Source organism: Szabonella alba, assembly GCF_016765775.1.
GTDB classification, from domain to species: domain Bacteria; phylum Pseudomonadota; class Alphaproteobacteria; order Rhodobacterales; family Rhodobacteraceae; genus Szabonella; species Szabonella alba.
The window spans coordinates 1-25,837 of sequence record NZ_JAESVN010000009.1; the positions used below are offsets into that span (position 1 = coordinate 1).

At 64.7% G+C, this 25,837-nt stretch carries 23 protein-coding genes, 1 tRNA gene and 2 pseudogenes; 16 read left to right on the forward strand and 10 right to left on the reverse strand.

The annotated features are described in order from the left end of the window. A partial coding sequence (locus JL811_RS16280) for an aldehyde dehydrogenase family protein (RefSeq protein ID WP_202689766.1) occupies window positions 1-1,028 on the forward strand: 1,028 nt, incomplete at its 5' end. A gap of 80 nt (window positions 1,029-1,108) precedes the next feature. Continuing rightward, window positions 1,109-1,264 (forward strand): annotated as a pseudogene (locus JL811_RS16285) (IS5/IS1182 family transposase); the annotation flags it as partial. Between the two features lie 31 nt (window positions 1,265-1,295). On the opposite strand, the gene JL811_RS16290 reads toward JL811_RS16285, so the two are convergent. Next, window positions 1,296-1,907, reverse strand: a complete 612-nt coding sequence (locus JL811_RS16290) for a LysR substrate-binding domain-containing protein (protein WP_337924763.1) — start codon at window positions 1,905-1,907, stop codon at window positions 1,296-1,298. On the opposite strand from JL811_RS16290, the pseudogene JL811_RS20000 reads away from it, so the two are divergent. After that, window positions 1,842-1,988, forward strand: a pseudogene (locus JL811_RS20000) (integrase); the annotation flags it as partial. The gene JL811_RS16290 and the pseudogene JL811_RS20000 sit on opposite strands and share 66 nt — an antisense overlap. Window positions 1,989-2,253: 265 nt before the next feature. Beyond that, window positions 2,254-3,276 carry a nucleotidyltransferase family protein gene (locus JL811_RS16295; RefSeq protein ID WP_202689768.1) on the forward strand — a complete coding sequence of 341 codons (1,023 nt, stop codon included), beginning with the start codon at window positions 2,254-2,256 and terminating at the stop codon, window positions 3,274-3,276. A gap of 414 nt (window positions 3,277-3,690) precedes the next feature. Here the strand turns inward: JL811_RS16295 and JL811_RS16300 are convergent, their stop codons facing one another. Together JL811_RS16300 and JL811_RS16305 are read right to left on the reverse strand one after the other, a co-directional pair. Further along, window positions 3,691-4,152 (reverse strand): hypothetical protein, encoded by a 462-nt coding sequence (locus JL811_RS16300; RefSeq protein WP_202689769.1) that lies wholly within the window; start codon window positions 4,150-4,152, stop codon window positions 3,691-3,693. Between the two features lie 21 nt (window positions 4,153-4,173). Further along, window positions 4,174-4,413, reverse strand: a complete 240-nt coding sequence (locus JL811_RS16305; protein ID WP_202689770.1) for a DUF6538 domain-containing protein — start codon at window positions 4,411-4,413, stop codon at window positions 4,174-4,176. 332 nt (window positions 4,414-4,745) lie between these two features. Between JL811_RS16305 and alr the strand changes: the two genes are divergently transcribed. The 7 genes from alr (at window position 4,746) to JL811_RS16340 (ending at window position 11,667) form a co-directional block, all read left to right on the forward strand. Then, the gene (alr, locus tag JL811_RS16310; protein ID WP_202689771.1) at window positions 4,746-5,795 is read left to right on the forward strand and encodes an alanine racemase; all 1,050 of its coding nucleotides are present in this window, start codon (window positions 4,746-4,748) and stop codon (window positions 5,793-5,795) included. Window positions 5,796-5,842: 47 nt separating this feature from the next. Beyond that, window positions 5,843-6,283, forward strand: coding sequence for a paraquat-inducible protein A (locus JL811_RS16315; RefSeq protein ID WP_202689772.1), 441 nt, complete (start codon window positions 5,843-5,845; stop codon window positions 6,281-6,283). Window positions 6,284-6,371: 88 nt separating this feature from the next. Continuing rightward, complete coding sequence (gene radA / locus JL811_RS16320; protein WP_202689773.1) at window positions 6,372-7,730, forward strand: DNA repair protein RadA; 1,359 nt, start codon at window positions 6,372-6,374, stop codon at window positions 7,728-7,730. A 21-nt stretch (window positions 7,731-7,751) separates the two neighbouring features. Then, entirely contained in the window at window positions 7,752-8,378 is a 627-nt protein-coding gene (locus JL811_RS16325; RefSeq protein ID WP_202689774.1) for a CvpA family protein, read from the forward strand. A gap of 107 nt (window positions 8,379-8,485) precedes the next feature. Beyond that, window positions 8,486-9,946 carry an amidophosphoribosyltransferase gene (purF, locus tag JL811_RS16330; protein WP_202689775.1) on the forward strand — a complete coding sequence of 487 codons (1,461 nt, stop codon included), beginning with the start codon at window positions 8,486-8,488 and terminating at the stop codon, window positions 9,944-9,946. Between the two features lie 82 nt (window positions 9,947-10,028). Continuing rightward, window positions 10,029-10,694, forward strand: coding sequence for an SDR family NAD(P)-dependent oxidoreductase (locus tag JL811_RS16335; protein ID WP_202689776.1), 666 nt, complete (start codon window positions 10,029-10,031; stop codon window positions 10,692-10,694). A 121-nt stretch (window positions 10,695-10,815) separates the two neighbouring features. Continuing rightward, window positions 10,816-11,667, forward strand: coding sequence for a LysR family transcriptional regulator (locus JL811_RS16340; protein ID WP_202689777.1), 852 nt, complete (start codon window positions 10,816-10,818; stop codon window positions 11,665-11,667). A 1-nt stretch (window position 11,668) separates the two neighbouring features. Here the strand turns inward: JL811_RS16340 and JL811_RS16345 are convergent, their stop codons facing one another. Then, window positions 11,669-12,706, reverse strand: a complete 1,038-nt coding sequence (locus tag JL811_RS16345; RefSeq protein ID WP_202689778.1) for a zinc-dependent alcohol dehydrogenase family protein — start codon at window positions 12,704-12,706, stop codon at window positions 11,669-11,671. 178 nt (window positions 12,707-12,884) lie between these two features. On the opposite strand from JL811_RS16345, the gene JL811_RS16350 reads away from it, so the two are divergent. The 4 genes from JL811_RS16350 (at window position 12,885) to JL811_RS16365 (ending at window position 18,015) form a co-directional block, all read left to right on the forward strand. Beyond that, window positions 12,885-13,316, forward strand: coding sequence for a DUF1489 family protein (locus JL811_RS16350; RefSeq protein ID WP_202689852.1), 432 nt, complete (start codon window positions 12,885-12,887; stop codon window positions 13,314-13,316). 132 nt (window positions 13,317-13,448) lie between these two features. Next, window positions 13,449-15,950 carry a GcvT family protein gene (locus tag JL811_RS16355; RefSeq protein ID WP_202689779.1) on the forward strand — a complete coding sequence of 834 codons (2,502 nt, stop codon included), beginning with the start codon at window positions 13,449-13,451 and terminating at the stop codon, window positions 15,948-15,950. A gap of 191 nt (window positions 15,951-16,141) precedes the next feature. Beyond that, window positions 16,142-17,287 (forward strand): benzoate/H(+) symporter BenE family transporter, encoded by a 1,146-nt coding sequence (locus tag JL811_RS16360; protein ID WP_237685018.1) that lies wholly within the window; start codon window positions 16,142-16,144, stop codon window positions 17,285-17,287. Window positions 17,288-17,328: 41 nt separating this feature from the next. Continuing rightward, window positions 17,329-18,015 carry a fumarylacetoacetate hydrolase family protein gene (locus tag JL811_RS16365; RefSeq protein WP_202689780.1) on the forward strand — a complete coding sequence of 229 codons (687 nt, stop codon included), beginning with the start codon at window positions 17,329-17,331 and terminating at the stop codon, window positions 18,013-18,015. Window positions 18,016-18,129: 114 nt separating this feature from the next. Here JL811_RS16365 and JL811_RS16370 read toward each other — a convergent pair whose 3' ends face one another. From JL811_RS16370 to JL811_RS16390, 5 genes are all read right to left on the reverse strand, one after another. Further along, window positions 18,130-18,915, reverse strand: a complete 786-nt coding sequence (locus JL811_RS16370; protein ID WP_202689781.1) for a 3-keto-5-aminohexanoate cleavage protein — start codon at window positions 18,913-18,915, stop codon at window positions 18,130-18,132. Further along, window positions 18,912-20,240 (reverse strand): aspartate aminotransferase family protein, encoded by a 1,329-nt coding sequence (locus JL811_RS16375; protein WP_202689782.1) that lies wholly within the window; start codon window positions 20,238-20,240, stop codon window positions 18,912-18,914. The genes JL811_RS16370 and JL811_RS16375 overlap by 4 nt, the downstream gene beginning before the upstream one ends. A gap of 1 nt (window position 20,241) precedes the next feature. After that, window positions 20,242-20,667 carry a universal stress protein gene (locus JL811_RS16380; RefSeq protein ID WP_202689783.1) on the reverse strand — a complete coding sequence of 142 codons (426 nt, stop codon included), beginning with the start codon at window positions 20,665-20,667 and terminating at the stop codon, window positions 20,242-20,244. A 10-nt stretch (window positions 20,668-20,677) separates the two neighbouring features. Continuing rightward, a complete protein-coding gene (locus JL811_RS16385; protein ID WP_202689784.1) occupies window positions 20,678-23,329 on the reverse strand; it encodes a TRAP transporter permease in 2,652 nt (883 codons plus the stop codon). Window positions 23,330-23,428: 99 nt separating this feature from the next. After that, window positions 23,429-24,394, reverse strand: a complete 966-nt coding sequence (locus tag JL811_RS16390; RefSeq protein ID WP_202689785.1) for a TAXI family TRAP transporter solute-binding subunit — start codon at window positions 24,392-24,394, stop codon at window positions 23,429-23,431. Between the two features lie 174 nt (window positions 24,395-24,568). On the opposite strand from JL811_RS16390, the gene JL811_RS16395 reads away from it, so the two are divergent. Next, a complete protein-coding gene (locus JL811_RS16395; protein ID WP_202689786.1) occupies window positions 24,569-25,606 on the forward strand; it encodes a MurR/RpiR family transcriptional regulator in 1,038 nt (345 codons plus the stop codon). 122 nt (window positions 25,607-25,728) lie between these two features. Here JL811_RS16395 and JL811_RS16400 read toward each other — a convergent pair. Beyond that, a tRNA-Met gene (locus JL811_RS16400) sits at window positions 25,729-25,805 on the reverse strand. Between the last annotated feature and the right edge of the window lie 32 nt (window positions 25,806-25,837).

Here is a 25,837-nt window from a genome sequence, read left to right on the forward strand (position 1 = left end):
CCCTGCGCGAACCCTTGCGGGCGATTTCGGCCATCACGCCCTTCAACCATCCGCTGAACATGGTCAGCCACAAGATCGCGCCGGCGATTGCCACCAACAATTGTATCGTGGTGAAGCCCACAGAACTAACGCCGCTGACCGCGATCTGGCTGGCGGATGCGCTCTATGAGGCAGGGCTGCCGCCCGAGATGCTGTCGGTCGTCACCGGCTGGCCCGGCGATATCGGCGATGAGATGATCACAAATCCCGAGTTTGAGCTGATCACCTTCACCGGCGGCGTGCCGGTCGGCAAGATGATCGCGGCCAAGGCGGTCTACAAACGGCAGGTGCTGGAATTGGGCGGCAATGACCCGCTGATCATCTGCAATGACCTGTCGGATGCCGATCTTGCACGCGCCGCCGATCTGGCGGTGGAGGGTGCCACGAAAAACTCGGGCCAGCGCTGCACGGCGGTGAAGCGCATTCTGGTGCAGGACAGCGTGGCCGAGCGTTTCGTGCCGCTGGTGCTGGAGCGGGCCCGGGCCCTGCGCTTCGGCGATCCGATGGATCCGGCGACCGAACTGGGCTGCGTCGTCCATGAAAAGGCGGCGGAAACCTTTGAGGCACGGGTGTTCGAGGCCGAGGCGCGGGGGGCGAAGATCCTCTATCATCCGGGCCGCCGGGGCGCGCTGCTGCCGCCGATCGTGGTCGATCATGTCGATCATGCGTCCGATCTGGTGATGCAGGAAACCTTTGGCCCCATCATTCCCATCGTGCGCGTGCCCGATGATGATGCGGCCACGATGGCTATTTCCAACTCCACCGATTTCGGCCTGTCCTCGGGCGTCTGCACGAATGACTGGCGCCGGATGCGGGCCTATATCGACGGGCTGGTGGTGGGCACGGTGAATATCTGGGAAGTGCCCGGCTATCGCACCGAAATGTCGCCCTTCGGCGGCATCAAGGACAGCGGCAACGGCTATAAGGAAGGCGTGGTTGAGGCCATGAAATCCTTCACCAATATCAAGACCTTCTCCTTGCCGTGGTAGAGAGAAGGTTTTTTTTGCCATTCGAGCCGATGCAGCGTTTATGACGGCGGAAACATGCACTCCTAGCAACTGTGTTTACGTGGCAGGCCAGAAAGCACAGTGTTCAGGGCCGCCGCCAATGGCGTGAGGTCCATCTGGCCATGGACACGGCCACCTCGGACATCCGGGCGGTGGAGTTTACCTCCAGCAGCGACGGCGACAGTCCGGTCTTGCCGGAACTGCTCGGTCATATCCCCAAGGGCGTTTGATCAGGGAAGACCCTGGCTCTCAGAGATTGAGAACCTGCACTAATTCGTCGCGCAGCCAGATTGTCCTTGGATCGGCGGAATTGCGGCGATGCCAGAAGACCGAGACGGGGAAACGGAAGACCTCGAGGGGCGGCGTCGCTGTGACCAGACCGAAGCCGGAGGCGAGGCCTTGTGCCAACCGCGCGGGCAGGGTTAGGAGCGCTCCCGAGGACACCACCGCCGCAAGGGCTGGCAGGAACGCGGGCAGCCCCAGCGTGATGGTTCGGCTGCGCCCCATCGCGGCCAGCCTGTCATCCACCACCCCGCGCAGACCGCCCGCGGGCGAGATCAGGACGTGATCAGCCGCGCAATAGGCGTCAAGGCTGACCAGCGGCGCATCCGGCAGCGCTTGCGGCAGGTCCGTCACGAGGAAGGTTTCCTCATAAAGCGGGTCGCCCATGATTGTATCGGGCAGATCCCAGATGAAACCCAGCGCCAGATCGGCCCGCCCTTCAGTCAGAGCCTCGACCGCATCGGCGCGGCCCAGAGGCAGCACGGACAGGCGCAGCCCGGATGCAGACAATTCTTGCGCGCAGACCTTGCCAGCAGGGCAGAGGTTGACGAGTGCTATGTTCAGAAGCAGCTTGGCCACGCCTCGGCCGAGATGATCCAGCGCCATCAGCGCCGACGGGACAGGTTTCGGGTGAACCTGACCAAGGCGGCAGGGCTGTAGGCCGGTCATCCGGCCTGTTGAAAGGACGTCAGATTCTGGTGGGCTTGCAGGATGCGGAGGATCGCCCCCCCTGCCCTTCCAGCCGATAGACCCCGAGATCCGCCAACGCGAGGTCAAAGTAACTTGGCGTGCGGTCGGCTCATCGGCTCAGCGGATGTGCAGCGCATCTTTCCTGCATCGTGTGCATCATAGATAACATTGATGCACACTTGCCAAAAAGTGCAGCCAAGAGTAATTTGCTGCACACAAAGGGGAGATGCAGCCAATGACCATCACGTCCTATTCCCGGACAGCGCAGGTCGCCTATCAGGACCTGTTGCGACTGCACAAGGACGAGGCCGCATCCATCCTGATCGGAAGTGTGGAAGAGCGGCATCGCAACGGGCGGTTCTATCTCTATGACAAATTCCGGATCGGAACGCAGATGAAATCGCGCTATCTGGGCGAAGGCAAGGACGAGTTGCGAGCCCGTCTGGCAAAAGCCGAGAACCTGAAGGCAGCGGGCGAGGAGCGTCGCGAGACGATGGCGCGGCTTGCCAGAGTCCTGCGCGCCGAAGGGTTCACGGGAACCGACCGTGACACGGGCTCACTGCTTCTGGCCTTCGCGCGGGCGGGCGTGTTCCGCCTTGGCGGGACGCTGGTCGGGACGGCCGCCTATGCCCTGTATCAAGGTGAGTTGGGTGTGCGTTTCGATGCTGATGAGCTCGCTCAGACGGGTGATATCGACTTCGCCAGCTTCGAGCGTCTGTCGGTTGCTTTGGGCGATCGGGTCGAAGAAGAGCCGAGTGACATCCTGCAATCTTTGAAATTCGATCCCGTGCCGGGGCTTGAGGGACGGCAGGTCTGGAAGTGGCGACAGAGCCGCGGCACGGCAATGGTGGAGTTTCTGACCGCGGCCTTCGGGGACGAGACCATCAAGCCGCTGCCGGCATTGGGGGTCAGCGCAAAGGCGCTCAATTACCTGAACTACCTGATCGCCGAACCGATCCCGGCTCTTGCGCTCTATCGGTCTGGCGTCCTGGTCCAGATCCCGCGACCGGAACGCTATGCAATCCACAAATTGATCGTGGCGGATCGCCGAAAGGCCGGGTCCGACCAGGCCAAAGCTCGAAAGGACAGAGGGCAGGCTGCCTTCCTGATTAATGTCCTTACCGAAGATCGACCGGATGACCTGAGCGAGGCCTATAAAGACGCCCTGTCACGTGGGCCACGCTGGCGGGAGCGGATTGAGGCAAGCTTGAAGCTGTTGCCGGACACGGCCGCGGCACTGCGCGGGCTTTTCCGATAACAACAGCAATCGGCTTTCTCGGAGCGCGCCCATGCATTTTGGCATCGCCCTTGCTCTTGCCCCAGCTGGAGGGCAGCCGGTGCAATGTATCGCGGAACACGGAAAGATGCGGCGGACGGATCTGGCGGACATCATCAACGCCGGTCGCCTGGGTAAAAAGGCGGGCCGTTACCAGCCGCGACCGCTCCACGGTCTCGGGCGTCAGTTCCGGTGTGCCATCCTCCTGAACCAGATGACGACGTTCCTGCCTGCGGATCTCCAACCGTTCCGCATTCAGCCGTTCCGTGGTCGCAAGAAGCGACGAATCGAAGAACTCTGTCGCTGCGGCTGTGGGCTGCTGCGCCATTGCGACGATGGCCTGGTGAACGGCAGGGGTGGGTGCAGGTGCCGGTTGAGCCGAGACGGTGGCGGGCATCAACTGCGGGCCATCCACCCGCCAAGCCGCGCGTTCGCGTGCCACGAGTTCAGCCGCGATCTGCTGGGAATTTCCTCTGCGATCCCGGCTTCCACGCTCAGCGCCGCTGTCCGCTGGGCATGCGCCGCAGCACGGCCCTCGATTAGCAGCCGCCGTAAGAGAAGGAGCGCCGTGCCTTCCTGCGCTGTCTCCACTCCGATCAAAAATTGGAAGTCCGAGGCAATCCGCCGTGTGCGCGGATCCGACCGCATATCGCCCGCCAGCATCGAGAGTGTGGTCTCCAGCGCCGCCAGATCCTGCGGTGTCGCCCCGGTTCCAACCAGATGGTCGACGAACGGCTGCCCCAAATCGCCCCGGGGACCGTTCTCGGCCATGAGGTTCCAGGCGGTGGCGGTCGCCCAATCCGCGCGGTCGTCTTCTTCCGCCCGGCCCACCGGATCCATCCGGGCTACCAGATGCACCCGGCGGATCCGGGCCAGTTCCTATGTGATAACATGGGACAGCCAGGTCCGGGCATCTTCTACAGAGATCAGGTTACGGGTCAGATCATCGAACATTCGATCACTCTCAACAGTCAGCTTTCGCGCGATCATACAGGCTTCCGCCCGCAAGCCGCTTCGCAAAGACAGCTGCAGGATGTCGATAGACGTGGATAACCCCGGCACGCGGCAGCGCCAGTAGAAGACACTGCCGCGCCGGAAAAGATGAAGATGCTTACCCATGGAAACCCCCGTCAGACGCGGGCTGCACAACCTCGGATGGGTAATGTGTGACACCTTTGTATGTCACAGTGGGATGGCCCATAAGCCCATACCTTTGACTTCAATACACAAACAGGCGTGACTACCTTCAATTATCCCCGACGGAGGCTCCGGCCCTTCAAGCCGCGAGGCGGGTCGGTCAGGGTGCGCGGTTTTCGCCATCAACGGCTTTTGCCGGTCCATCGGAACGCAATCCCCTTGCGGTCCGCAGATCCGTTCTGCTCGGGGGCGGCGCAGAATGCCCCCGCAGATTTCCCCCTTGACCCTGCGCGGCGCGCTGTCATACCCGCGCCATGGCCACTGCGACCCTCTCCATTGATCTTGATGCCATCGCGGCCAACTGGCGCGCGATGGACCGGCTTAGCGCGCCCGGAACCCAGACCGCCGCTGTGGTCAAGGCCGATGCCTATGGTCTGGGCCTTGCGCGGGTCGCGCGGGCGCTGGCCCATGCCGGGGCGCGGCGATTCTTCGTGGCGGTGGCCGAGGAAGGCGCGACCCTGCGCCAGATCCTTGGCCCCGGGCCGCAGATCTGTGTGTTCTCGGGCCATATGGCCGGGGATACGGATATGATCCATGATCTGGATCTGACGCCGATGCTCAATTCCATTGATCAGGTCACGCGGCATTTCGAGGCGCTGCCGGGCCATGTATTCGGCCTGCAGCTTGATACCGGCATGAACCGGCTGGGCATGGAGGCCCCTGAATGGGAGGCTGTCGCCGCCCTTGTGCTGGAGGCCGGGCCGGAACTGTTGATGAGCCATCTGGCCTGCGCCGATGAGCCGGACCATCCGATGAATGCCGCACAGCTGGCCGAATTCCACGCCATGACCGATGGCTGCGGCGTGCCGCGTTCGCTGGCGGCGACGGGGGGCATCCTTCTGGGGCCGGAGTATCATTTCGACCTGACCCGCCCGGGGATCGGTCTTTATGGCGGGCGGCCCTTTGATGCCGCGCGCCCCGTCACGGCGCTGTCGCTGCCGGTGATCCAGACGCGCGAACTCGGCATCGGGGAAACTGCGGGCTATGGCTGCACATGGAGTGCCGAGGCCCCCAGCCTGATCGCGACCGTATCGGGCGGCTATGCCGACGGGCTGCAGCGCGCCCTGTCGAACCGGGCTGTTCTTTGGGCCGGTGAAACGCCCTGCCCCGTGGTCGGCCGGGTTTCGATGGATCTGATCACTGTCGATATCTCGCATCTTGACCAGCAGCCGCGCAGTCTGGACATTCTGGGGCCGCATCAGGGCGTCGATGATCTGGCCGATGCCGCCGACACGATCGGATATGAGATCCTGACCTCGCTCGGCGCGCGCTATCAACGCCGCTATATCGAGGGACAGGGCTGACCCGGCACCGAACGGCCCCGAGGGAAAGCCCGGCAAGGAACCCCGTGATGCGCCACGTCCTTCTGATTTCCAATCTGTCGCTGCTGATCCTGTTTCCCCTTGCATGGAGCCTGCCCTTGCTGCGCTCGGGTCTGGATCTGCCGTTTTTCGGGCTTGAGGAAATCTCGGTCCTGTCAGGGATCGGCGCGCTGTGGCAAAGCGACCCCGCACTGGCGGTGCTGATCGCGGCGCTGGCGCTGGTTTCGCCCTATGCCAAGACGCTGGCGCTGGCAGCGCTGCATCTGGGATTTCTGTCTGCCCGGGCGCTGCCGCTGCTGCATCTTCTCGGCAAGCTCGCCATGGCCGATATCTTCCTGCTCGCACTTTATATCGTCATCGCCCGCGGCGTCAGCTTCGCGCGGATCGAGACGGCGCCGGGGCTTTATCTCTTCACGCTTTGTGTGCTGGCCTCGCTGGTCCTGTCGCTGGCCAGCAGGGGGCGGCGATGATCCCGGCATGGATCCCTGCACGGTTACCGGCATGGCGTCTTCCCGCCCGCCCCCTTGCGCCGCCCGCCCGCGCATAGCATCAAGAGCCATGGCGCGTTCCAACCCCACCTTCACCTGCACGGCCTGCGGTGCCGCCCATTCCAAATGGGCCGGGCGTTGCGATTCCTGCGGCGCCTGGAATTCCGTGGTCGAGGAGGCTCCGCTTTCGGCAGGCCCCAAGGCGCTTGGCGGCAAGGGGCGCGCGATCCCGCTGACCGATCTGGCCACGACCGGCACGCCGCCGCCCCGGGCCGCCTCGGGGATGGATGAACTGGACCGCGTGCTGGGCGGCGGTCTGGTCAAGGGCTCGGCCATCCTTGTCGGCGGCGATCCGGGTATCGGCAAATCGACGCTGCTGTTGCAGGCAACTGCAGCTTTCGCGCGCAACGGATTGAAATGTATTTATATTTCTGGAGAAGAAGCGACCGCGCAGGTGCAGATGCGCGCGCAGCGACTTGGCCTTGCCGATGCGCAGGTCGCGCTTGGCGCGGAAACCAACCTGCGCGACATCCTGACCACGCTGGATGCCGAACGCCCCGATCTGGCAATCATCGATTCGATCCAGACAATGTGGCTGGATACGGTCGACAGTGCCCCCGGATCGGTCAGTCAGGTCCGCGCAGCGGCGCATGAACTGGTGACCTTCGCCAAGAAACGCGGTGTCGCGGTGATCCTTGTCGGCCATGTCACCAAGGAAGGCCAGATCGCAGGCCCCCGCGTCGTCGAACATATGGTCGATACCGTGCTTTATTTCGAAGGCGAACGCGGCCACCATTTCCGCATTCTGCGCGCAGTGAAAAACCGCTTCGGCCCTGCCGCCGAAATCGGGGTTTTCGAGATGACCGGCGACGGGCTGGCGCAGGTCACCAACCCTTCGGCGCTGTTTCTGTCCGACCGTGACCGCCCCGCCCCCGGATCGGCGGTCTTTGCCGGGATCGAGGGCACAAGACCGGTGCTGACCGAGATTCAGGCGCTGGTCGCCCCCTCCCCCCTTGGCACGCCGCGCCGCACGGTGGTGGGGCTGGATGGCGGGCGGTTGTCGACCATTTTGGCCGTGCTGGAGGCGCGCTGCGCCATCCCCTTTGCCGGTCTGGATGTCTATCTGAATGTTGCAGGCGGCATGCGGGTTTCCGAACCTGCCGCCGATCTGGCCGTGGCCGCCGCCCTGCTGAGCGCGCGGGAGGATGTTGCAATTCCCCCCGATATGGTGCTTTTCGGGGAAATCAGCCTGTCGGGGGCCTTACGTCCCGTCGCCCAGACCGAAAACAGGTTGAAAGAGGCGATGAAACTTGGTTTCTCACAGGCTGTTGCCCCCAGCCGCTCCAAACTGGCGGGGCTGGAGGGAATGGCCCTGCGGCAAATGCCCGATCTGACGGCATTCGTGGGCGAAATGTTCGGAGCCGGCTAGCGGCCCAAGAAGGAGCGTCGGATGGAAGGCTTTACCCTGGTAGATGGCGTGGTGGCGCTGGTCATCGTGCTTTCGGCGGTGCTGGCCTATTCGCGGGGGCTGGTGCGTGAAAGCCTTGCCATCGCGGGCTGGATCGGGGCCGCGGTGCTGGCCTATGTCTTTGCAGCGCAGGTGCAGCCGCTGGTCAAGGAGATCCCCGTGGTGGGTGGTTTCCTGCAGGACAGTTGTGAACTTTCCGTGATCGCGGCCTTCGCGCTGGTCTTTGCGGTCGGTCTGGTGATCGCGGCGCTGTTCTCGCCGCTGCTGTCCTCGATGGTGCAGCGCTCGGTTCTGGGAGGCCTTGATCAGGGGCTGGGGTTCCTGTTTGGCGTGGTGCGGGGCGTGCTGCTGGTCGCCGTGGCCTTCATCGTCTATGACCGTGCGGTGGCGGAAAATACCATTCCGATGGTGGATAACTCCCGCTCGGCCATGGTTTTCGCCTCGTTCCAGACCAATATCGACGAGACCATCCCCTCGGATGCCCCGGGCTGGATCGTCGCGCGCTATGAGGCGCTGACCAATGTCTGTCAGGCCCCGGCCGACGCTGTGACCCCCGAACCTGCGGCACCTGAAGCCGCCCCGGCCGCCCCCGCACCTGCCGGAAACTGAAACCGGCACCGGAAGCGCCGCCCCCGCGCGGCGCTTCCCTGCGTGACACTCCCGTGACTTCGGACTAAAGGAGGGGCATGCCCTGCCCCCCGGATTCGGAGCCAGCCATGCAGCCCTTCCTCTCGCACCCGTTCGATGACGACAAGCTGCATGAGGAATGTGGCGTATTCGGCGTGGTCGGCGTCGCGGATGCGGCCAATTTCGTGGCCCTTGGCCTGCACGCGCTGCAACATCGCGGACAAGAGGCGGGCGGAATCGTCGCCCATGACCCCGAACAAGGGTTCAACTCGGCCCGCCGCTTTGGCTATGTGCGTGACAATTTCACCAAGGCCAGCCTGATGGAAACCCTGCCGGGGGCGCTGGCCATCGGGCATGTGCGCTATTCCACCGCCGGATCGAAAGGTGCCACCGCGATCCGCGATGTGCAGCCCTTCTTTGGCGAGTTCTCCATGGGCGGCTGCGCCATAGCCCATAACGGCAATCTGACCAATGCCGCCGCCTTGCGCCGCGAACTGATCGAACGCGGATCGATCTTCCAGTCGTCGTCAGACAGCGAATGCATCATTCACCTGATGGCCCGTTCCATCCAGAAGAACATCTCGGAACGCATCAAGGACGCGCTGCGCCGGGTCGAGGGTGCCTTTTCCATCGTCGCGATGACACGCACGAAACTGATTGGCGTGCGCGATCCGCTGGGCGTGCGTCCGTTGGTGCTGGGCAAGATCGGCGATGGCTGGGCGCTGAGTTCGGAAACCTGCGGACTCGACATCATCGGTGCGGAATTCGTGCGCGAGATCGAGCCGGGCGAGATGGTGGTGATCGACGACACCGGCATCAATTCGACCCGCCCCTTCGGCCCGCAACCCTCGCGTTTCTGCATTTTCGAACATGTCTATTTTTCGCGCCCCGACAGCATTCTGGGCGGGCGTTCGGTCTATGAAACCCGCCGCCAGATCGGGGTGGAACTGGCCAAGGAAAGCCCGGTTGATGCCGATCTGGTCTGCCCCGTGCCCGATAGCGGCACCCCGGCGGCCATCGGCTATGCCGCGCAATCGGGTATCCCTTACGGCATGGGCATCATCCGCAATCAATATATGGGCCGCACCTTCATCGAGCCGACCGAACAGATCCGCAATATGGGCGTGCGGCTGAAGCTGAATGTCAACCGGGCGTTGATCCGCGGCAAGCGGGTGATCCTTGTGGATGATTCGGTGGTGCGCGGCACGACATCGCGCAAGATCAAGGACATGATCCTTGATGCGGGTGCGGCCGAGGTGCATTTCCGCATCGCCTCGCCGCCCACGGCATGGCCCTGTTTCTACGGCGTTGACACGCCCGAGCGCGGCAAATTGCTGGCGGCCAATATGTCGGAAGACGAGATGCGCGACTGGATCGGCGTCGACAGCCTGAAATTCGTCTCGCTTGACGGACTTTACCGCGCGGCGGGTGAGGCGCAGGGCCGGGACGCCAAGGCGCCGCGCTATTGCGATGCCTGTTTCTCGGGCGAATATCCCATCACCCCGTCCGACATGATCGCACGCGGCTTCGAGATGAAGGCCGCCGAGTAATCCGCTTTTTCTGTCGGGAAATATCCCACGGGGGTCCGGGGGTGTGAAGCCCCCGGCCTGCCCTTTCCCCACGGAGATCCTGATGCCCAGCGACAGCCCTGCCCAACCGCTTGCCCTTGTCACCGGTGCCTCGCGTGGCCTTGGCGCGGCGCTGACCGCCGAACTTGCGGCGCGCGGCTGGCATGTGGTGGCCGTGGCCCGCACAACCGGCGCGCTGGAAGAACTGGATGACCGGGTGAAGGCCGCAGGCAGCCCCGGCACCCTGACCCTTGCGCCGATGGATGTGACGAATGAGGATGCGATGCGCCATCTCTGCCGCTCGGTCCATGACCGCTGGGGCGGGATCGGGCTTTGGGCACATAGCGCGATCCATGCGGCGCCCTTGGCCCCGGCGGGTCATGTCGATGGCAAGGATCTGGAAAAATCCATCGCCTGCAACCTGCGCGCCACCGCATTGCTGATCCCGATGGTCGAACCCCTGTTGCGTGCGGGCGGCGGACAGGCGCTGTTTTTCGACGATCCGCGTGGCGGCAGCCCGTTTTTCGGCGCTTACGGCGCAACCAAGGCTGCGCAGATCGCGCTGGCCCGGTCTTGGGCCAACGAGACGCAGCGCACCGGGCCCAAGGTCACGATCCTGACGCCTGCGGGCATGCCCACGGCAACACGGGCACGCTTCTTCCCCGGTGAGGATCGCGCCCCCCTTGCCGACCCGGCGGCCGAGGCGGCGCGGCTTCTGGATCTGCTCTGACCCGCCCCTGTCCGGGCCGCAGGATGCCTCCGGCGGAGGTATTTTTGCCAGGATGAAAGCGGGCGGCTTTCTTCCGGGCTTTGGCCGGGCTATTGATCGGAAATTCCGATCAGGGGGTGCCATGCAATCGGACTGGATCGACACATTCCTTGATCTGGCCGAGACGCGCAGTTTCAACCGCAGCGCCGAACGGCTGGGGCTGACGCAATCCACCGTTTCGGGCCGCATCGCGGCGCTGGAGGCGGAACTGGGCGCGCGGCTGTTCACCCGGTCCCGCGCGGGCACCGATCTGACCACCGAGGGGCTGAAATTCCTGCCCCATGCCCGCGCGATCCGCCATGCCCATGCCGAGGCGCGGGCAGCCGTGACCCCGCTGGGGGAGGCCGCGATCCATATCAGGCTGGGGATACAAAGCGATCTTGCCCCGCCGCTGGTCGGGCCCTGGATGGAAGGGCTGCGCAGCCGCCTGCCCGATGCCAGTTTCTATCTTGAGCCTGATTTTTCCGCCCAGATGTGCCGGGATCTGGCGACCGGCGCGCTGGATTTCGCAATCCTCTACACGCCGCATCCGGGGCCGGACCTGCATTTCACCACGCTGGGCGAGGCGCGGTATCGGCTGATCTCGTCGGATACGGACCGCATCGCCGATCTGGACCCGCGCCGCGCGATCCGCGCCAATTTCGCCCCCGCCTTCGAGATGGCGCATCGCGCCGCGCTGCCGCGCATGGCCGAGGCGCCGGTGGCCGCAGGGCAGACCGCGACAATCCTCAGCCTGTTGGCGCGGCTGGGCGGATCGGCCTATGTGCTGGAGGACAGTGCCGGGGAATTGCTGGCAACGGGGCGCTTTCGCTTTGTCACGGATGCCCCGGTGATCGGCCAGCCAGTCCATGCCGCGACCCATCTGAAAAACCGCACCAAACCGCTGTACCGCACGCTGATGCGTGCGGCGCAGGCGGTTCTGGCCAAGGTCTAGATCAGGCGCCGAAATCCGAGATGACGGCAACACCGGGCGGGGTCGGCCCGTTGAAGGCGCGCAATTCGGACGAGGCGCCCGAAAGACCGATTTCCCGCGCGATCAGCGGCGACATGTCCACCGCCCCGCGCTGGATCAGATCCAGAAGCGACGGGTAACGCCAGCTGGGCATCCCCCTTGTGCCGTAAAGCGCAAGGTTCTTCATATAGACCGCGTTCATGTTGATCTGCATATGGGCGGTATGGCCCACCGGCATACCGACCTGAACATGGCGGCCCAGCGGGCGCAGACATTCGATGGACCCGTTGGTGGTGGCCTCGATCCCCAGCGCCTCAAGGCTGATATGCGCGCCGCCCTTGGTGATCTCGATGATCCGCGCCGCGACATCGCCCTCGCGCGCATCCAGCGCATGTTCGGCCCCGAGGCCAAGCGCATGGCTCAGCTTTTCGGGAACGACATCGACGACGATCACCCGCGCGCCAAGCGCCCGGCCAAGGATCAGGGCCGAAAGACCGATGCCGCCCGTGCCATGCACCGCCAGCCATTCGCCTGCCTGCACCGCCGCACGCCCCGTCAGCGCATGCCAGGCGGTCGTCACCCGGCAGCCCAGCCCGGCGGCCAGAACCGGCGTCATGTCGTCGGGCAGACGGGCAAGGTTATGGGCGAAGGGCACCGAGACATATTCGGCAAAGGCACCGGGTTCTATGAAGCCCGGAAGACGCTGGCTTTTGCAGATATGCTGATGCCCCGACTGGCAGTCAAAGCAGGTTCCGCAGGCCAGAATGAAGGGGGCAACCAGCCTGTCGCCCTTTTGCCATTTCGACAGGGGGCCTGCCTCGACCACCTCACCGCAATATTCATGGCCCTGAATCTGGCCCGGTTTCACGCGCGGATGTTCGCCCGTCCAGCCATGCCAGTCCGAACGGCAGACGCCACAGGCAAGGGTTTTCAGGACCACACCATCGGCTTCGCACACGGGGTCCGGCACCTCCTCCAGTGACAGATCTGCATTGTATTCCCGCAAGACAGCTGCGCGCATCGGTTCGGCTCCTCCCGTTATCCGGCGCCATGAAGGGCCATCCGGGCGGCGGGGTCAAGGTGCAGGGCGACCCTTGCATATCCCGGGGTCGGAAAAGCGGCCCGGAAAACCGGACCGCCGCGCCTTGCCCCTGCCCGCCAGCGGCTTAGGATAGGGATTGAACAACGGGATCGGCGGCATGGCGGGACAGCTCAATCTTCTCAAACTCTGTGTCGGGGCTGAAAGCGTCGAGGATCTGGAGGCATGGCAGGCCAGCCAGCGCCCGCGGTGGCCCGAGGGCCGGGCCGTGCATGTCACCCGGATGTCGCCCAAGCGTGAGGCCGAACTGCTGGAGGGCGGAAGCCTTTACTGGATCATCAAGGGCGTGATCCTTGCACGCCAGCGCCTGACCGGGCTTGAAGAAAGGCGGGGGGAGGACGGGATCCGCCGCTGTGCGCTGATCCTTGATGCGCCGGTGATCCGCACCGAGGCGGCCCCACGCCGCCCGTTTCAGGGCTGGCGCTATATCGACGCAAACGACGCGCCGCGTGACCTGCCCAAGGGGCGTGAACATGAAACCGCCCTGCCCGAGGATCTGGCCCGCGCATTGGCCGAAATCGGTCTGCGCTAGGCACGGCCAGCGCGGTCAACACCCTGCGATTGTCCGCATGTCGTTTTCGTCTGCCAAAGGTCGGGCCACCTTGCCCGCGCGCGGCACAATCGGGCATCTATGGGCAAAATCGCGCCCAAGGGAGTCGCCGAAATGAAAACCCATGTCAAAGCTCTGGTCGTCGGCGGCGGGGCCGTCGGAAATGGCATCGCCTATCACCTCGCCAAGGCTGGCTGGGACACGATGCTGGTGGAACGGGATGAACTGACCTCGGGCTCCACATGGCATGCGGCGGGGCTGCTGCCCTTGTTCAACATGAGCTATGCCACCACCCATATCCACAAATACTCGGTCGATTTCTACAAGACGCTGGAGGCCGAGACCGGGCTGAACGCGGGCTTTGCCGTCGTGGGCAACCTGCGCATGGCGCAGACCGATGCGCGGATGGATGAATACATGCTGTATTCCGCCGTCGCGGAATCGGCGGATGTCTATCACGAGTTCCTGACGCCCGCGCAGATGAAGGACCGCTGGCCCTTGCTGCGCACCGAGGATCTGAAAGGCGCGCTGTTTCATCCGCAGGACGGCTATATCAACCCCGCCGATGTGACGCAGGCCATGGCCAAGGGCGCGCGCCAGCATGGGGCCACGATTGAACGCAAGGTGCAGGTGGACGGCTATCGCTGGACCGGCAGCGAATGGATCGTGTCCTGCACGCGGATGGTGGAACAGGGCGGACGCCTGATCGCGGGTGAGGAGACATTCGAGATCACCGCCGAACATGTCGTGACCGCGACCGGCAACCATGCGCAGCGCACCGCAAGGCTGCTGGGGGTCAAGATCCCGGCAATTCCGGTGGAACATCAGTATATCGTGACCGAACCCGACCTGGCATTGGTCCAATGGCGCCGCGCCGGCAATCCCGAACATCCCGTGCTGCGCGATGCCGATGCGAAATGGTATGTGCGTGAGGAACGTGGCGGCTGGATCCTTGGCCCCTATGAAAAGAACGCCCCCGCGCGCTTCCTTTATGACGTGCCGGAATCGTTCCGCGCCGATCTGTTCCCGCTGGATCTGGAGCGGATCGAGGCGGAATACATGGCGATGATCCACCGGCTGCCCACATCCGAAACCGTGGGGCTGAAGGATGATTTCAACGGTCCGATCTGCTATACCCCCGATGGCAACCCGCTGGTCGGCCCGGTGCCGGGCCTGCGCAACATGTGGATCGCGGAAGGCTTCAGCTTCGGCATCACGGCGGCCGGCGGGACAGGCCATTACCTTGCGCAACTGATGACCGAGGGTGAGGCCGAGATCGACATGGCCAGCCTTGATCCGCGCCGCTATGGCAGTTGGATGACCACCGAATATGCTGCGCGCAAGAACGAGGAATGCTACGATCACGTCTTCGTGCTGCATCACCCCGATGAGGAGCGTGAGGCCGCCCGCCCGCTGCGCACCGCCCCCAATTACGACCGCCAGATCGCGCTTGGCGCGCAGATGGGTCAGGTGAACGGCTGGGAACGCCCGAACTATTACGGACCCCTCGATGCGCCTGCCGGGTTCGATCATGACGGGCGCAGCTTCCGCCGGGGTGCATGGTGGCCCCATGCCGTGGCCGAGGCAACCGCAATCCGCGAGACCGCGGGGCTGATCGACGCCTCGGCCTTCACCAAGCATCTGCTGCGCGGCCCCGGGGCGACGGAATTTCTGGACTGGTTCACCTGCAACAAACTGCCCAAGGTGGGCCGCATCAACCTGACCTATGCGCTGACAGATACTGGCACGACGCGGACCGAATACACCATCGTCCGGCTGGCCGAGAATGAGTATTACCTGATCTCGGCCGGGGCATGGACCGCCTATGACGGCGATTACCTGCTGAAATCCATCGAGGATTTCATCGCGGCGGGCGGGGCCTATGTCGATTGCCATGACATCACCACGCAATGGGGCGTCTTTGCGCTGGCCGGGCCGAATTCCCGCGCCATCCTGCGCGATCTGGTGAAGGACGCCAATCCCGACACGGTTCTGGGCAACAAGCGGTTCCCATGGCTGTCTTACCGCGACATCGAACTTGGCATGTGCCCGGTGCGCGCGGTGCGCGTGGCCTATACCGGCGAACTGGGCTGGGAGTTGCATCATCCCATCGAAATGGGTCGCTATCTGTGGGATCTGCTGTGGTCGGTGGGCGAAAAGCACGGGCTGAAACCGGTCGGTGCCCGGGCGCAGAACTGGCTGCGGCAGGAGAAAAGCTATCGCGCCTTCGGCAATGAACTGGGCCGCGACGCAACCCCGCTTGAGGCGGCGCTGGACCGGTTTGTGGATCTGGGCAAAGAGTTCCGGGGCAAACAGGCGATGCTCGATACCGGCATCCGCGCGCAATGCGTGACGGTGCTGATCGACGGTCCCGCCGATGCCGACCCCTGGGGCAAGGAGGCGATCTTCCATGATGGCGCCAAGGTCGGGCGGCTGACCTCGGGCGGCTGGTCGGTGGCCTTCGGCAAACAGATCGGCATGGGCTATGTCCGCCCCGATCTGGCGGCGGTCGGCACGAAACTGACGGTGCGGATGCTGCGGCAGGACTGGCAGGCCGAGGTGGTCGAGGACAGTCCCTTTGACCCTTCCAATGCGCGGATCCGCGTGGACGGCTGATCGCCCCGGCACAGGAATGATCTGAAGGGGGGCAGGTCATCCTGCCCCCCTTTGCCTGTCTCGACCGCTTTCGCCCTTGCAGCCGCGCCTTTCGGCTTTGATAGTTCGCGCAATTGCCGGAGTGTTCCTTGATGCCCCCGTCCCCGCCCTCGCCTCCGCCTTCTCCCCCGTCTCTGCCTCCATCGCTTCCGTTGTCGCTGTTCAGTTCCGCCCTTGTGGCATCGCTGGTCGGCTATGGCGCCTCGGTCGCGATCCTGCTGGCAGCGGCGCGCAGCTTGGGCGCCAGCCCTGCAGAGACCGCGTCATGGCTGCTGGCGATCTGTCTGGCCAAGGCGGTGGGCAGCGCCTTTCTGAGCTGGCAATCGCGGGTGCCGGTCGTGCTGGCATGGTCGACACCGGGGGCGGCGCTGATCGCGGCGAGTGAGGGCATCGGCATGGCCGAGGCGGTGGGGGCCTTTCTGCTGGCGGGGGGGCTGATCGCGCTGACCGGGGCCTGGGGGCCGCTAGGACGGCTGATCGCGCGTATACCCGATGCGATCGCGGCGGCGATGCTGGCGGGGGTGCTCTTGCCCTTCTGCCTGACGCTGCCGGGGGCCGCGCAATCAGATCCCATGCTGGTGCTGCCGATGATCGTGGTTTTTGCGCTGGTGCGACTGCGCAACCCGGCGATGGCGGTGCTGGCCGCACTGGCCCTTGGCATCGGCCTTGCCTTCCTCACCGGTGAAGCGGCAGCTTTGGGCGAAAATCCGGGCCTGCCGGGACTGGTGCTGATCTGGCCGGACTGGTCTGCCCCCGCGCTGATCGGGCTGGGCCTGCCGCTTTATCTGGTCACCATGGCATCGCAGAACCTTCCCGGCTTTGCCACCCTGCGCGCGGCGGGATACGCCCCCCCGGTGCGTCCGGCGCTTCTCACCACCGGCGGTCTGTCGGCGCTGACCGCGCTGGCCGGGGCGCATACGACATCCATGGCGGCAATCACGGCGGCGATCTGTCTGGGGGAGGACACCCATCCCGACCGCAGCCAGCGCTGGAAGGTCGGGCTGGCCTATGGGCTGGTCTGGTTGCTGCTGGGTCTGTTCGGCGCTTTCGTGCTGGCGCTCCTGGAGGCGCTGCCGCCCGGACTGCTGGCCGCCGTCGTGGCACTGGCGCTGCTGGGGCCGCTGATGGGGGCGGCCAGTGCGGCCTTTGCAACGCCCGAGCAACGCTTTCCCGCCCTTGTCACGCTGGTTGTCACCGGGGCGGGCCTGCCGGTTCTGGGGATCGGTGCGGCCTTCTGGGGGCTGGTCGCGGGAATCGCGCTCTATGCGCTGGACCATTGGCACCGGCGGTCCCGGTGATGCCGACCTCTTTCCTGCCCTTCCCGATGAAAGGATAGTCCATGCCCGATACCCCCTTCGCCCCGCCCGCCCTGCCTATGATCCCGATTGCGGGGTCTGGGCAGATGTTTCCGGTCCGGCGCGTCTACTGCATCGGGCGCAACTATGCCGATCATGCGCGCGAGATGGGCCATGACCCGGATCGCGAACCGCCCTTCTTTTTCCAGAAGAACCCCGACAACCTGCATCCGGGCGGGCAGTTTCCCTATCCGCCCGGAACGTCGGACCTGCATCACGAGGTGGAATTGCTGGTCGCGCTGCATTCGGGCGGCAGCGCGATCCGGCCCGAGGCGGCGCTGTCGCATGTCTGGGGTTACGGCGTGGCACTGGACATGACCCGGCGCGACCTGCAGGGCGCCGCGAAGAAAGCAGGCCGCCCCTGGGAGATCGGCAAGGCGTTTGAGGCCTCGGCCCCGGTCGCGCCCCTGCGCCCGGCCAGCGAAATCGGCCATCCCGCGCGCGGTGCGATCAGCCTTGCGGTCAATGGCACGCCCCGCCAGTCGGGCGATCTGGCACAGATGATCTGGTCGGTGCCCGAGATCATCACCTGCCTGTCCGCGTATTTCACGCTGGCAGCGGGGGATGTGATCCTGACGGGCACGCCCGCAGGGGTCGGGGCGGTGGGACGCGGCGACCGGATCGAGGCGGCAATCGAAGGGGTCGGCGCACTGACCGTGACGGTGGTCTGAGGCGCAGAGGGTCAGGATGGCCGGAAGGGACAAAAGGGGCGCTGCCCCTCGCCGCCGCTGGCGGGTCACCCCGAGGTATTTCGGCCAAGATGAAAGGGGTCAGGGCGGGGGCGGTCAGGGCAGGGCCGCGATTTCACGCACCCGCGCGGCGTTGTCTGGCGCGATACTGCCATCGGCCATATGCAGATTGTTCTCAAACCCCACCCGCGCCTTGCCGCCCGCTGCAAGGGCTGCGGCCAGACAGGACGTCTCGGCCCGACCGAAGGCGCAGACCGCCCAATCGGCGGCAAGATCCGCATCGGCTGCGGCGGTCAGAAAGGGCGTGATCATGGCCGGATCCGATTGTTGCCCCGCGCTGTAACGCCCCAGAACGTAAAGCAGTGTCAGCCCCCCTCCGGGGATCGTGCCTTGCGCGATTTCCTGCGCCAGCGCCGTGACCTGCCCCGCATCGTAAAGGATATGCTGCACCGCCACGGCCGCGCCGGACAGATCATGGTACAGCGCGCGCGCGGCTGCCCGGTCCCCATCAGCCAGCATTTCGGCCAGACCGATGGAAACCCCCTCGGGCCGCCGGTCCTGTTGCAGCACCCTATGCAGCAGCGCGCGTTGCGCCGGCGCGTCATAGCGGCCCGCCGCCTCGGTCGTGATCTGGACGGGCATATCGGGCACAGCGCGGGCCATTTCGGCGATGAGCTCGCCGTAAGCCCCGGAATCCAGCCAGTGCTGGCCTTGCGCATCGCGCAGATGGGCATGGATCGCCCCTGCCCCTGCCGCATGACAGGCCGCTGCCGTGGCCACGGTTTCGGCAATCGTCACCGGCAGGGCCGGGTGATCATCCTTGCCGCGCCGTGCGCCGTTGGGGGCGACCATGACGCGCGGCAGGATGGCAAGGCGGCTCATGCCGCCAGCGCCCGCTCTACGGCGCGAGCCAGTTTGTCGGTCAGTTCAGTGATCTGATCGGTGCTGATGATGAAGGGCGGGGCCAGCAGGATATGATCGCCCCGCTGCCCGTCGATCGTGCCGCCCATCGGATAGCAGATCAGCCCTTCTTCCATCGCCGCCGCTTTCACCTTTGCATGAAGTTTGCGGGCCGAATCGAAGGGGTCTTTCGTCTCACGATCCATCACAATCTCAAGCCCGCGGAAAAGACCGCGCCCGCGGATATCGCCAATGTGGGGATGCTGGCCGAATCGCGCCTCTAGGGCGGCCTGAAGCATCGCGCCGCGCGATTGCACCTGCGCCAGCAACCCCCGGTCGTGGATCGCGCGCAGCACGGCCCCCGCACCTGCCGCCGCCATCGCATGACCCATATAGGTATGGCCATGCTGGAAAAAGCCTGATCCGGCGGCAATCGCGTCATAGATCCGGGCGGAGGTCAGCAGCGCACCGATGGGCTGATAGCCCGCGCCCAGACCCTTGGCCACGGTGATCATATCGGGCGCAACGCCATCCGCGGTGCAGGCGTAAAGTTGCCCGGTGCGCCCCATGCCGCACATCACCTCATCCAGGATCAGCAGAACGCCGTGCCGGTCACAGATCTCTCGGATGCGTTTCAGATAGCCCGGTACGGCGGGCACCGCGCCCATCGTCGCCCCGACGACCGGTTCGGCGACAAAGGCCATCACGGTTTCGGGGCCAAGGCGCAGGATCTCGGTCTCAAGCTCATCGGCGACGCGACGGCCATAATCGTGCAGGCTTTCGCCCTCCTGCCGATCCCGATAGGCGTAGCACGGCGCGATATGGCTGGTTTCCACCAGCAGCGGCGCGAATTGCGCGCGACGCCATTCATTGCCCCCCGCCGCCAGCGCCCCCAGCGTATTGCCGTGATAGCTTTGCCGCCTTGCAATCACGCGGTGACGCTGCGGCTGGCCGGTCTCCATGAAATATTGTCGCGCCAGCTTGATCGCGGCCTCGACCGCCTCGGACCCGCCCGAGACCAGATAGGCGCGGTCAATCCCTTCGGGCGCGTCCGCAATCAGCAGATCGGCCAGCGTTTCAGCCGCGTCCGAGGTGAAGAACCCGGTATGGGCAAAGGCCAGACGATCAAGCTGATCATGCAGGGCCGCGCGGATATCGGGATCGGAATGGCCAAGGCAAGACACCGCCGCCCCGCCCGACCCGTCCAGATAGCGCTTGCCCGTCGCGTCGATGATATAGCACCCATCGCCCGTACGGGCGATGGGCAGACTGCCGCGCGTGCTGCGGCCAAAGACATGGCCCGGCATGTCAGTCCCGCACGACATAGACCGAACAGGGCGCGTGACGGACCACCCGCGCGGCATTGGGGCCAAGCAGGTAATCCTTCAGCGCCGGACGATGCGCGCCCATCACAATGACATCCGCCCGCAACTTGTCGGCAGCGCGCAGAATCTCATCATAGATCGTGCCGTGAAGAACATGGGGACGCACGTCCACCCCGTCTGGAATATTGGCCGCCGTCCAGTCGGACAGCGCCTTGCCGAAGGCGGTCAGGGCCTCTTTCTCATGATCCTTGCGGAAATAGGCACCGACCTGCGACATGCCGTAATCGGGCAGCACGCTGACGACATGCAGCATGCCCCCCTGCCCCAGCATCGACAGCGCCTCGGCCAGCGGTTTTTTCCAGTTGTCGCGATCGGACAGATCAATCGGCAGAAGGATTATTCTGGACATGGGCATCCCCTCAGAATGCAGGTGTGGTCTGGCGGCGGCGCTGGAACATCACGACGACCCCCAGCAGCAACAGCGCGGGAATATAGAACAGTTCCTGCGGCAGACGGTCATTCGGGCGTTGGACACTGACGATCTCGACCTGCTGCTCGCCGTAGAAATCGAAGCCCTGCAGCGCCTCCGAGAAGGGCGTCGCAGGCAAGGGTTCCTCCATCACCAGACGCCCCTCCTCGGGCATCAGAAACAGCCCGGTTGCAGCAACGCGGCCCTCGGGCGGCGTGTCGTCCACATCCAGCACAAGGGTCGTGCTGCGCGGCTGACCGGTGGTGAAATCCGGCCCCGCCACCACAAAGCGCAGATAATCACCCTCATCCGCGCCGGTCAGGGCGGTTTCAAACTCGGTTCCGGCCTCCGCGACATAGGCAGGCTGCAGGCGGTCAAGCCAGAAATTTGGCACGAACAGCGTGAAGGCCACCAGCAGCAGTGCCGCCGATTCCCACCAACGCGACCGGGCAAGGAAATAGCCCTGCGTCGCAGCCGCGAAGAGCAGCATCGCGAAGGTCGCCACGACAAAGACCTTGATGGCCATCAGGATGCCCGCCGCGGTGCCAAGGTCGATACCATACAGGATCAGCGCCGGGTTGTAGATGAACAGGAAGGGCAGCGCGACCGTGCGCAGGCTGTAGAAGAAGGCGGTGAAACCGGTCTTGATCGGGTCCCCCCCCGAGACGGCAGCCGCCGCGAAACTGGCCAGCCCCACAGGCGGCGTCACATCCGCCATGATCCCGAAATAGAACACGAAAAGATGCGCCGCGATCAGCGGGATGATCAGCCCTTCCTGTGCGCCAAGACTGACCACGACCGTCGCCATCAAGGATGAGACGACGATATAGTTCGCCGTGGTCGGCAGCCCCAGACCAAGGATCAGTGAGAAGACTCCGACCAGCACCAGCATCAGGAACAGGTTCCCGCCCGACAGCAGTTCGACCAGGCCGGCAAGCTCGGTCCCGATGGGGGTGCGGGTTACGGTGGCGACGATGATACCGGCGGCCCCGGTGGCAACTGCGATGCCGATCATGTTGCGCGAACCGGCAATCATGCCCTCGATCAGATCGTCGAAACCGGACCGAAGATGCGCGCCCAGATTGCTTTCGCCGCGCAGCATCGCCTTGATCGGCTTTTGCGTCAGCAGGATCACCAGCATGACCAGCACGGCATAGAAGGCCGATTTCGCAGGCGACTGGCGTTCGACCATCAGATACCAGACCAGAACGACGATCGGCAGGATGTAATGCAGCCCCGTCGGCACGACCTCGGCCATGACCGGCAGCTTGATCTGTTCGGCATTGGGATCGTCGGGTTCAAGATCGGGACGTTTGGACGCGACCATGAGACAGAGGAAATAGATCACCCCGACCGCCACGATCAGCACCAGCGGCGCGATGCCCGGTGCGACCGCGCGCAGCGCCTGAACCGCCCAGATCACACCATAGAAAACCACGCCCGCAATCGCGAAGCCGACAAAGACCTTGAGCAGCATGCCCAACAGGCTTTTCGATTCGCCCAATGCGGGCATCTCGCTTTTCAGCGCTTCCAGATGGACGATATAGACCAGCGCGATATAGCTGATGATCGCCGGGATGAAGGCGTGCTTGATGACGTCGAGATAGGAAATCCCGATGAATTCGACCATCAGGAAGGCGGCAGCGCCCATGACCGGCGGCATGATCTGCCCGTTGACCGATGAGGCAACCTCAACCGCGCCGGCCTTTTCGGCCGAGAAGCCCACGCGCTTCATCAGCGGGATGGTGAAGGTCCCGGTAGTGACCACATTGGCGATGGAGGACCCCGAGATCAGCCCCGTTGCGGCCGAACCGACCACGGCGGCCTTGGCCGGCCCGCCGCGCAGATTGCCAAGCCCGGCAAAGGCCATCTTGATGAAGTAATTCCCAGCCCCGGCCTTATCCAAGAGCGAGCCGAACAGCACGAAAAGAAAAACAAAGGCGGTGGACACCCCCAGCGGAATGCCGAAAACCCCCTCGGTCGACAGCCATTGCGTGTTGACGATGGAACTGAAGGTACGGCCCTGATGGGCGATCAGGTCGGGGATCAGCCAGCCCTGCCCGAAATAGCTGTAGGCCAGAAAGATCGAGGCAACGACGGTCAGCGCCGGACCAAGTGAGCGGCGGCTGGCCTCCAGCAGCACCAGAATGCCGATGGCGCCCACCCAGATCTGCGATTGCGTCGGCAGACCGGACCGCGCGGTATTGGCCAGATCGCCCGCGAACCAGAAGATGTAAAGCGCACAACCCGCGCCAAGCACGGCCAGCACCCAATCATAGATCGGAATATAATCGCGCGGCGATGTCTTGGCCGCCGGATAGGCCAGAAAGGCCAGCGCCAGCGCCAGCGCCAGATGCATCGGACGGGTCTGGTCCGATCCGAGGATCTTCACGAAGGGCAATTGCCCGAACCAGAATTGCGGCTCGGCGATCCAGACCTGAAACAGCGCCCAGAACAGCGCCAGCCCCGCGATCAGCAGCGCCACGGCCCGGCTGCGGGGGTTGCGCGCACCGCTGTCGGTCGACGCCACCAGATCCTGCAACTCATCATCCGAAAACGCCCGGCCCTTGCCGTCACGTCCACCTTCACCAGCTCCGGCCATGCAGTCCCCCTGCCTGTTGCAACGTCACGCAAAAATGCGGGAATTCTCCCGTCGTGAAAGGGCCTGCCGGATATTTACCGGCAGGCCCCCGGATACAGCTTACTGCATCAGCCCCGCTTCGCGGTAGTAGCGCACCGCACCATCATGCAGCGGTGCGGAATTGCCGTCATTCACCATCTGCTCCGGATCAAGATTTTCCAGCGCCGGGTGCAGGCTCTTGAACTGGTCCAGATTTTCGAAGATCGCCTTGGTGACGTTATAGACAACTTCCTCGGGCACATCGGCCGAGGTCACAAAGGTCGCGCCAACGCCGAAGGTCGTGGCGTCGCTGTCGGTGCCCCGATACATGCCGCCCGGAATCGTGGCGACACGGTAATAGGGATTGGCCTCGATCAGGGCGGTGATCGCGTCGCCGGTCACATTGACCAGAACCGTGTCGCAGGCAGTGGTGGCTTCCTGAATGGCGCCCGAGGGGTGGCCGACGGTGTAGACCATCGCATCGACATTGTTGTCGCACAGCGCCGCTGCCTGTTCGGCGGGCGGCAGTTCCGAGGCGACCGCGAAATCGGCGACGGTCCAGCCAAGCGCCTCAAGCACGACATCCATCGTGGCGCGCTGACCGGAACCGGGATTGCCGATATTCACGCGCTTGCCCTTGAGATCCTCGAAATTGGTGATCCCGGCATCGGCGCGGGCAACCACGGTGAAGGGCTCGGGATGCAGCGAGAACACCGCGCGCAGCCCCTCAAAGGCACCGCCATCGGCGAACTGGCCCGAACCGTTCAGCGAATGGAACTGGATATCGGATTGCGCCACACCGAATTCCATCTCACCCGAGCGGATCGCGTTCACGTTGAAGACCGAGCCGCCCGTCGATTCGACGCCGCAGCGGATGCCGTGTTCGGCGCGGTCCCGGTTGACCAGACGGCAGATCGCGCCGCCTGCGGGGTAATAGACGCCGGTCACACCGCCGGTGCCAATGGAAATGAACGTCTGCTGGGCCTGTGCTGCACCCCCTGCCATCGCAAGGGCTGCGGCCGCTCCGGCCATCCAGAACTTCGTCATTGCCTTCTCCTGTTGTTCTGTCGTGGGGCCGCATTCCGGCCCTGAACCCTGACGAAATACCGAACGTATCGTCATCGGGACTTGCTCAGTGAAACAAATGTGTTGATTCTGTCAAACAGAATCAAAAGTGTATCAGTTCCGAGTTGCACCGCAGTCCTGCAGGGGAACCGATCCATGCCCGAACACGCCGTCAATCCGGATGCGCCCGCGCTTGCAGGGCCGCCCGATCTGCCCTCATCCACCGCTGTCCGGACATCGCGTGACAAGCCCTGTGACGTCACGGCCCCACCCTCTCAGGCGCCTGCCGCTGCAAACCCGCTGACCCTGCTGCGCGACCGCATGGCAGAGCTTGCCAGTTCCGGCGCACCCGGACTGCGGCCCTTCGCGGCATGGCTTGCCGCGCGGCCCGAGGAACTGGCGTTCCATTCCGTGCGCAGTTTGGCCGAGGCGGCGGGCAGTGACCCCAATATCGTGATGCGGGCGATCAAGGCCGCCGGGTTCGGCAGTTTCGCCCGCACCCGCAAACAGGTGCAGCAATGCCTGCGCGAAACCGAGCGCGGCTATGTCGCCCGGGCCGGGGCGCTGGCCGGGCAATCGCCGGATGCGCTGCTGGAGGAGTTGTCCCGCGCCGCGCGCAGCAATGCCGAACAGGCCTTCGACCCGCTGCTGACCGCGACGCTGGACGAGGTGGTGCCCCATCTGCTGGCTGCGCGGCGCATCCATTGCATCGGTATGCGCATGGGATACGCGCTGGCGCATTACTTCACCTATCGCGGTGCCGTGGCGCATGGCAATGTGACCCCCTCGCCCGCGCAGCCCGGGCTGATCGCCGATCAGTTGGCCGAGTGCGGGCCCGAGGATGTGGTGATCGTCATTTCCTTTGCCCATTACTCGTCCGAGGTGGTGCGCGCCGCGCGCATTGCGCGGATGCAGGGCGCGAAGGTGATCGCGCTGACGGATCATCCCGCCTCGCCACTAGTGCCTGAGGCCTGGCGCGTGCTGCGCGCGCCGGTCGCGGGGCCGCATGTGATGTATTCGGTCGCCGGCGCGCTGCTGATCGTCGAGACCTTGCTGGAACTGATGGCCGCACGGGATGGCGCGGCGCGCGACCGGATCGACCGGTTCGAAAGCCGCCTGCTGGAACTGGGCGCCTATGTCGGCACCCCCACGCCCCCTTCGCTGCGGCGGCGGGGGCGGAAATCAACGGGTTAGTCCAGCGCAGACAGGGAAGGCGCGGCCGCGACCTGTGCCTGTGCCTGTAAAACGGGCCACAAAACGCCACCCGGCAAAATCCGCGCAACGCGCAGGACAGCGGCCATGTATTTGTTTTGAAATGGTGGCGAGGGAGGGACTCGAACCCTCGACCTTGCGATTATGAGTCGCACGCTCTAACCAGCTGAGCTACCTAGCCACTTGAGGCGGGTGACTAGGTCAGCCGCCCCA

Coding starts and splice junctions, on each gene's coding strand:
- JL811_RS16295 (WP_202689768.1), top strand. CDS start 2,254: ATGACCATCACGTCCTATTCCCGGACAGCGCAGGTCGCCTATCAGGAC.
- JL811_RS16305 (WP_202689770.1), bottom strand. CDS start 4,413: ATGGGTAAGCATCTTCATCTTTTCCGGCGCGGCAGTGTCTTCTACTGG.
- alr (WP_202689771.1), top strand. CDS start 4,746: ATGGCCACTGCGACCCTCTCCATTGATCTTGATGCCATCGCGGCCAAC.
- JL811_RS16315 (WP_202689772.1), top strand. CDS start 5,843: ATGCGCCACGTCCTTCTGATTTCCAATCTGTCGCTGCTGATCCTGTTT.
- radA (WP_202689773.1), top strand. CDS start 6,372: ATGGCGCGTTCCAACCCCACCTTCACCTGCACGGCCTGCGGTGCCGCC.
- JL811_RS16325 (WP_202689774.1), top strand. CDS start 7,752: ATGGAAGGCTTTACCCTGGTAGATGGCGTGGTGGCGCTGGTCATCGTG.
- purF (WP_202689775.1), top strand. CDS start 8,486: ATGCAGCCCTTCCTCTCGCACCCGTTCGATGACGACAAGCTGCATGAG.
- JL811_RS16335 (WP_202689776.1), top strand. CDS start 10,029: ATGCCCAGCGACAGCCCTGCCCAACCGCTTGCCCTTGTCACCGGTGCC.
- JL811_RS16340 (WP_202689777.1), top strand. CDS start 10,816: ATGCAATCGGACTGGATCGACACATTCCTTGATCTGGCCGAGACGCGC.
- JL811_RS16345 (WP_202689778.1), bottom strand. CDS start 12,706: ATGCGCGCAGCTGTCTTGCGGGAATACAATGCAGATCTGTCACTGGAG.
- JL811_RS16350 (WP_202689852.1), top strand. CDS start 12,885: ATGGCGGGACAGCTCAATCTTCTCAAACTCTGTGTCGGGGCTGAAAGC.
- JL811_RS16355 (WP_202689779.1), top strand. CDS start 13,449: ATGAAAACCCATGTCAAAGCTCTGGTCGTCGGCGGCGGGGCCGTCGGA.
- JL811_RS16365 (WP_202689780.1), top strand. CDS start 17,329: ATGCCCGATACCCCCTTCGCCCCGCCCGCCCTGCCTATGATCCCGATT.
- JL811_RS16370 (WP_202689781.1), bottom strand. CDS start 18,915: ATGAGCCGCCTTGCCATCCTGCCGCGCGTCATGGTCGCCCCCAACGGC.
- JL811_RS16375 (WP_202689782.1), bottom strand. CDS start 20,240: ATGCCGGGCCATGTCTTTGGCCGCAGCACGCGCGGCAGTCTGCCCATC.
- JL811_RS16380 (WP_202689783.1), bottom strand. CDS start 20,667: ATGTCCAGAATAATCCTTCTGCCGATTGATCTGTCCGATCGCGACAAC.
- JL811_RS16385 (WP_202689784.1), bottom strand. CDS start 23,329: ATGGCCGGAGCTGGTGAAGGTGGACGTGACGGCAAGGGCCGGGCGTTT.
- JL811_RS16390 (WP_202689785.1), bottom strand. CDS start 24,394: ATGACGAAGTTCTGGATGGCCGGAGCGGCCGCAGCCCTTGCGATGGCA.
- JL811_RS16395 (WP_202689786.1), top strand. CDS start 24,569: ATGCCCGAACACGCCGTCAATCCGGATGCGCCCGCGCTTGCAGGGCCG.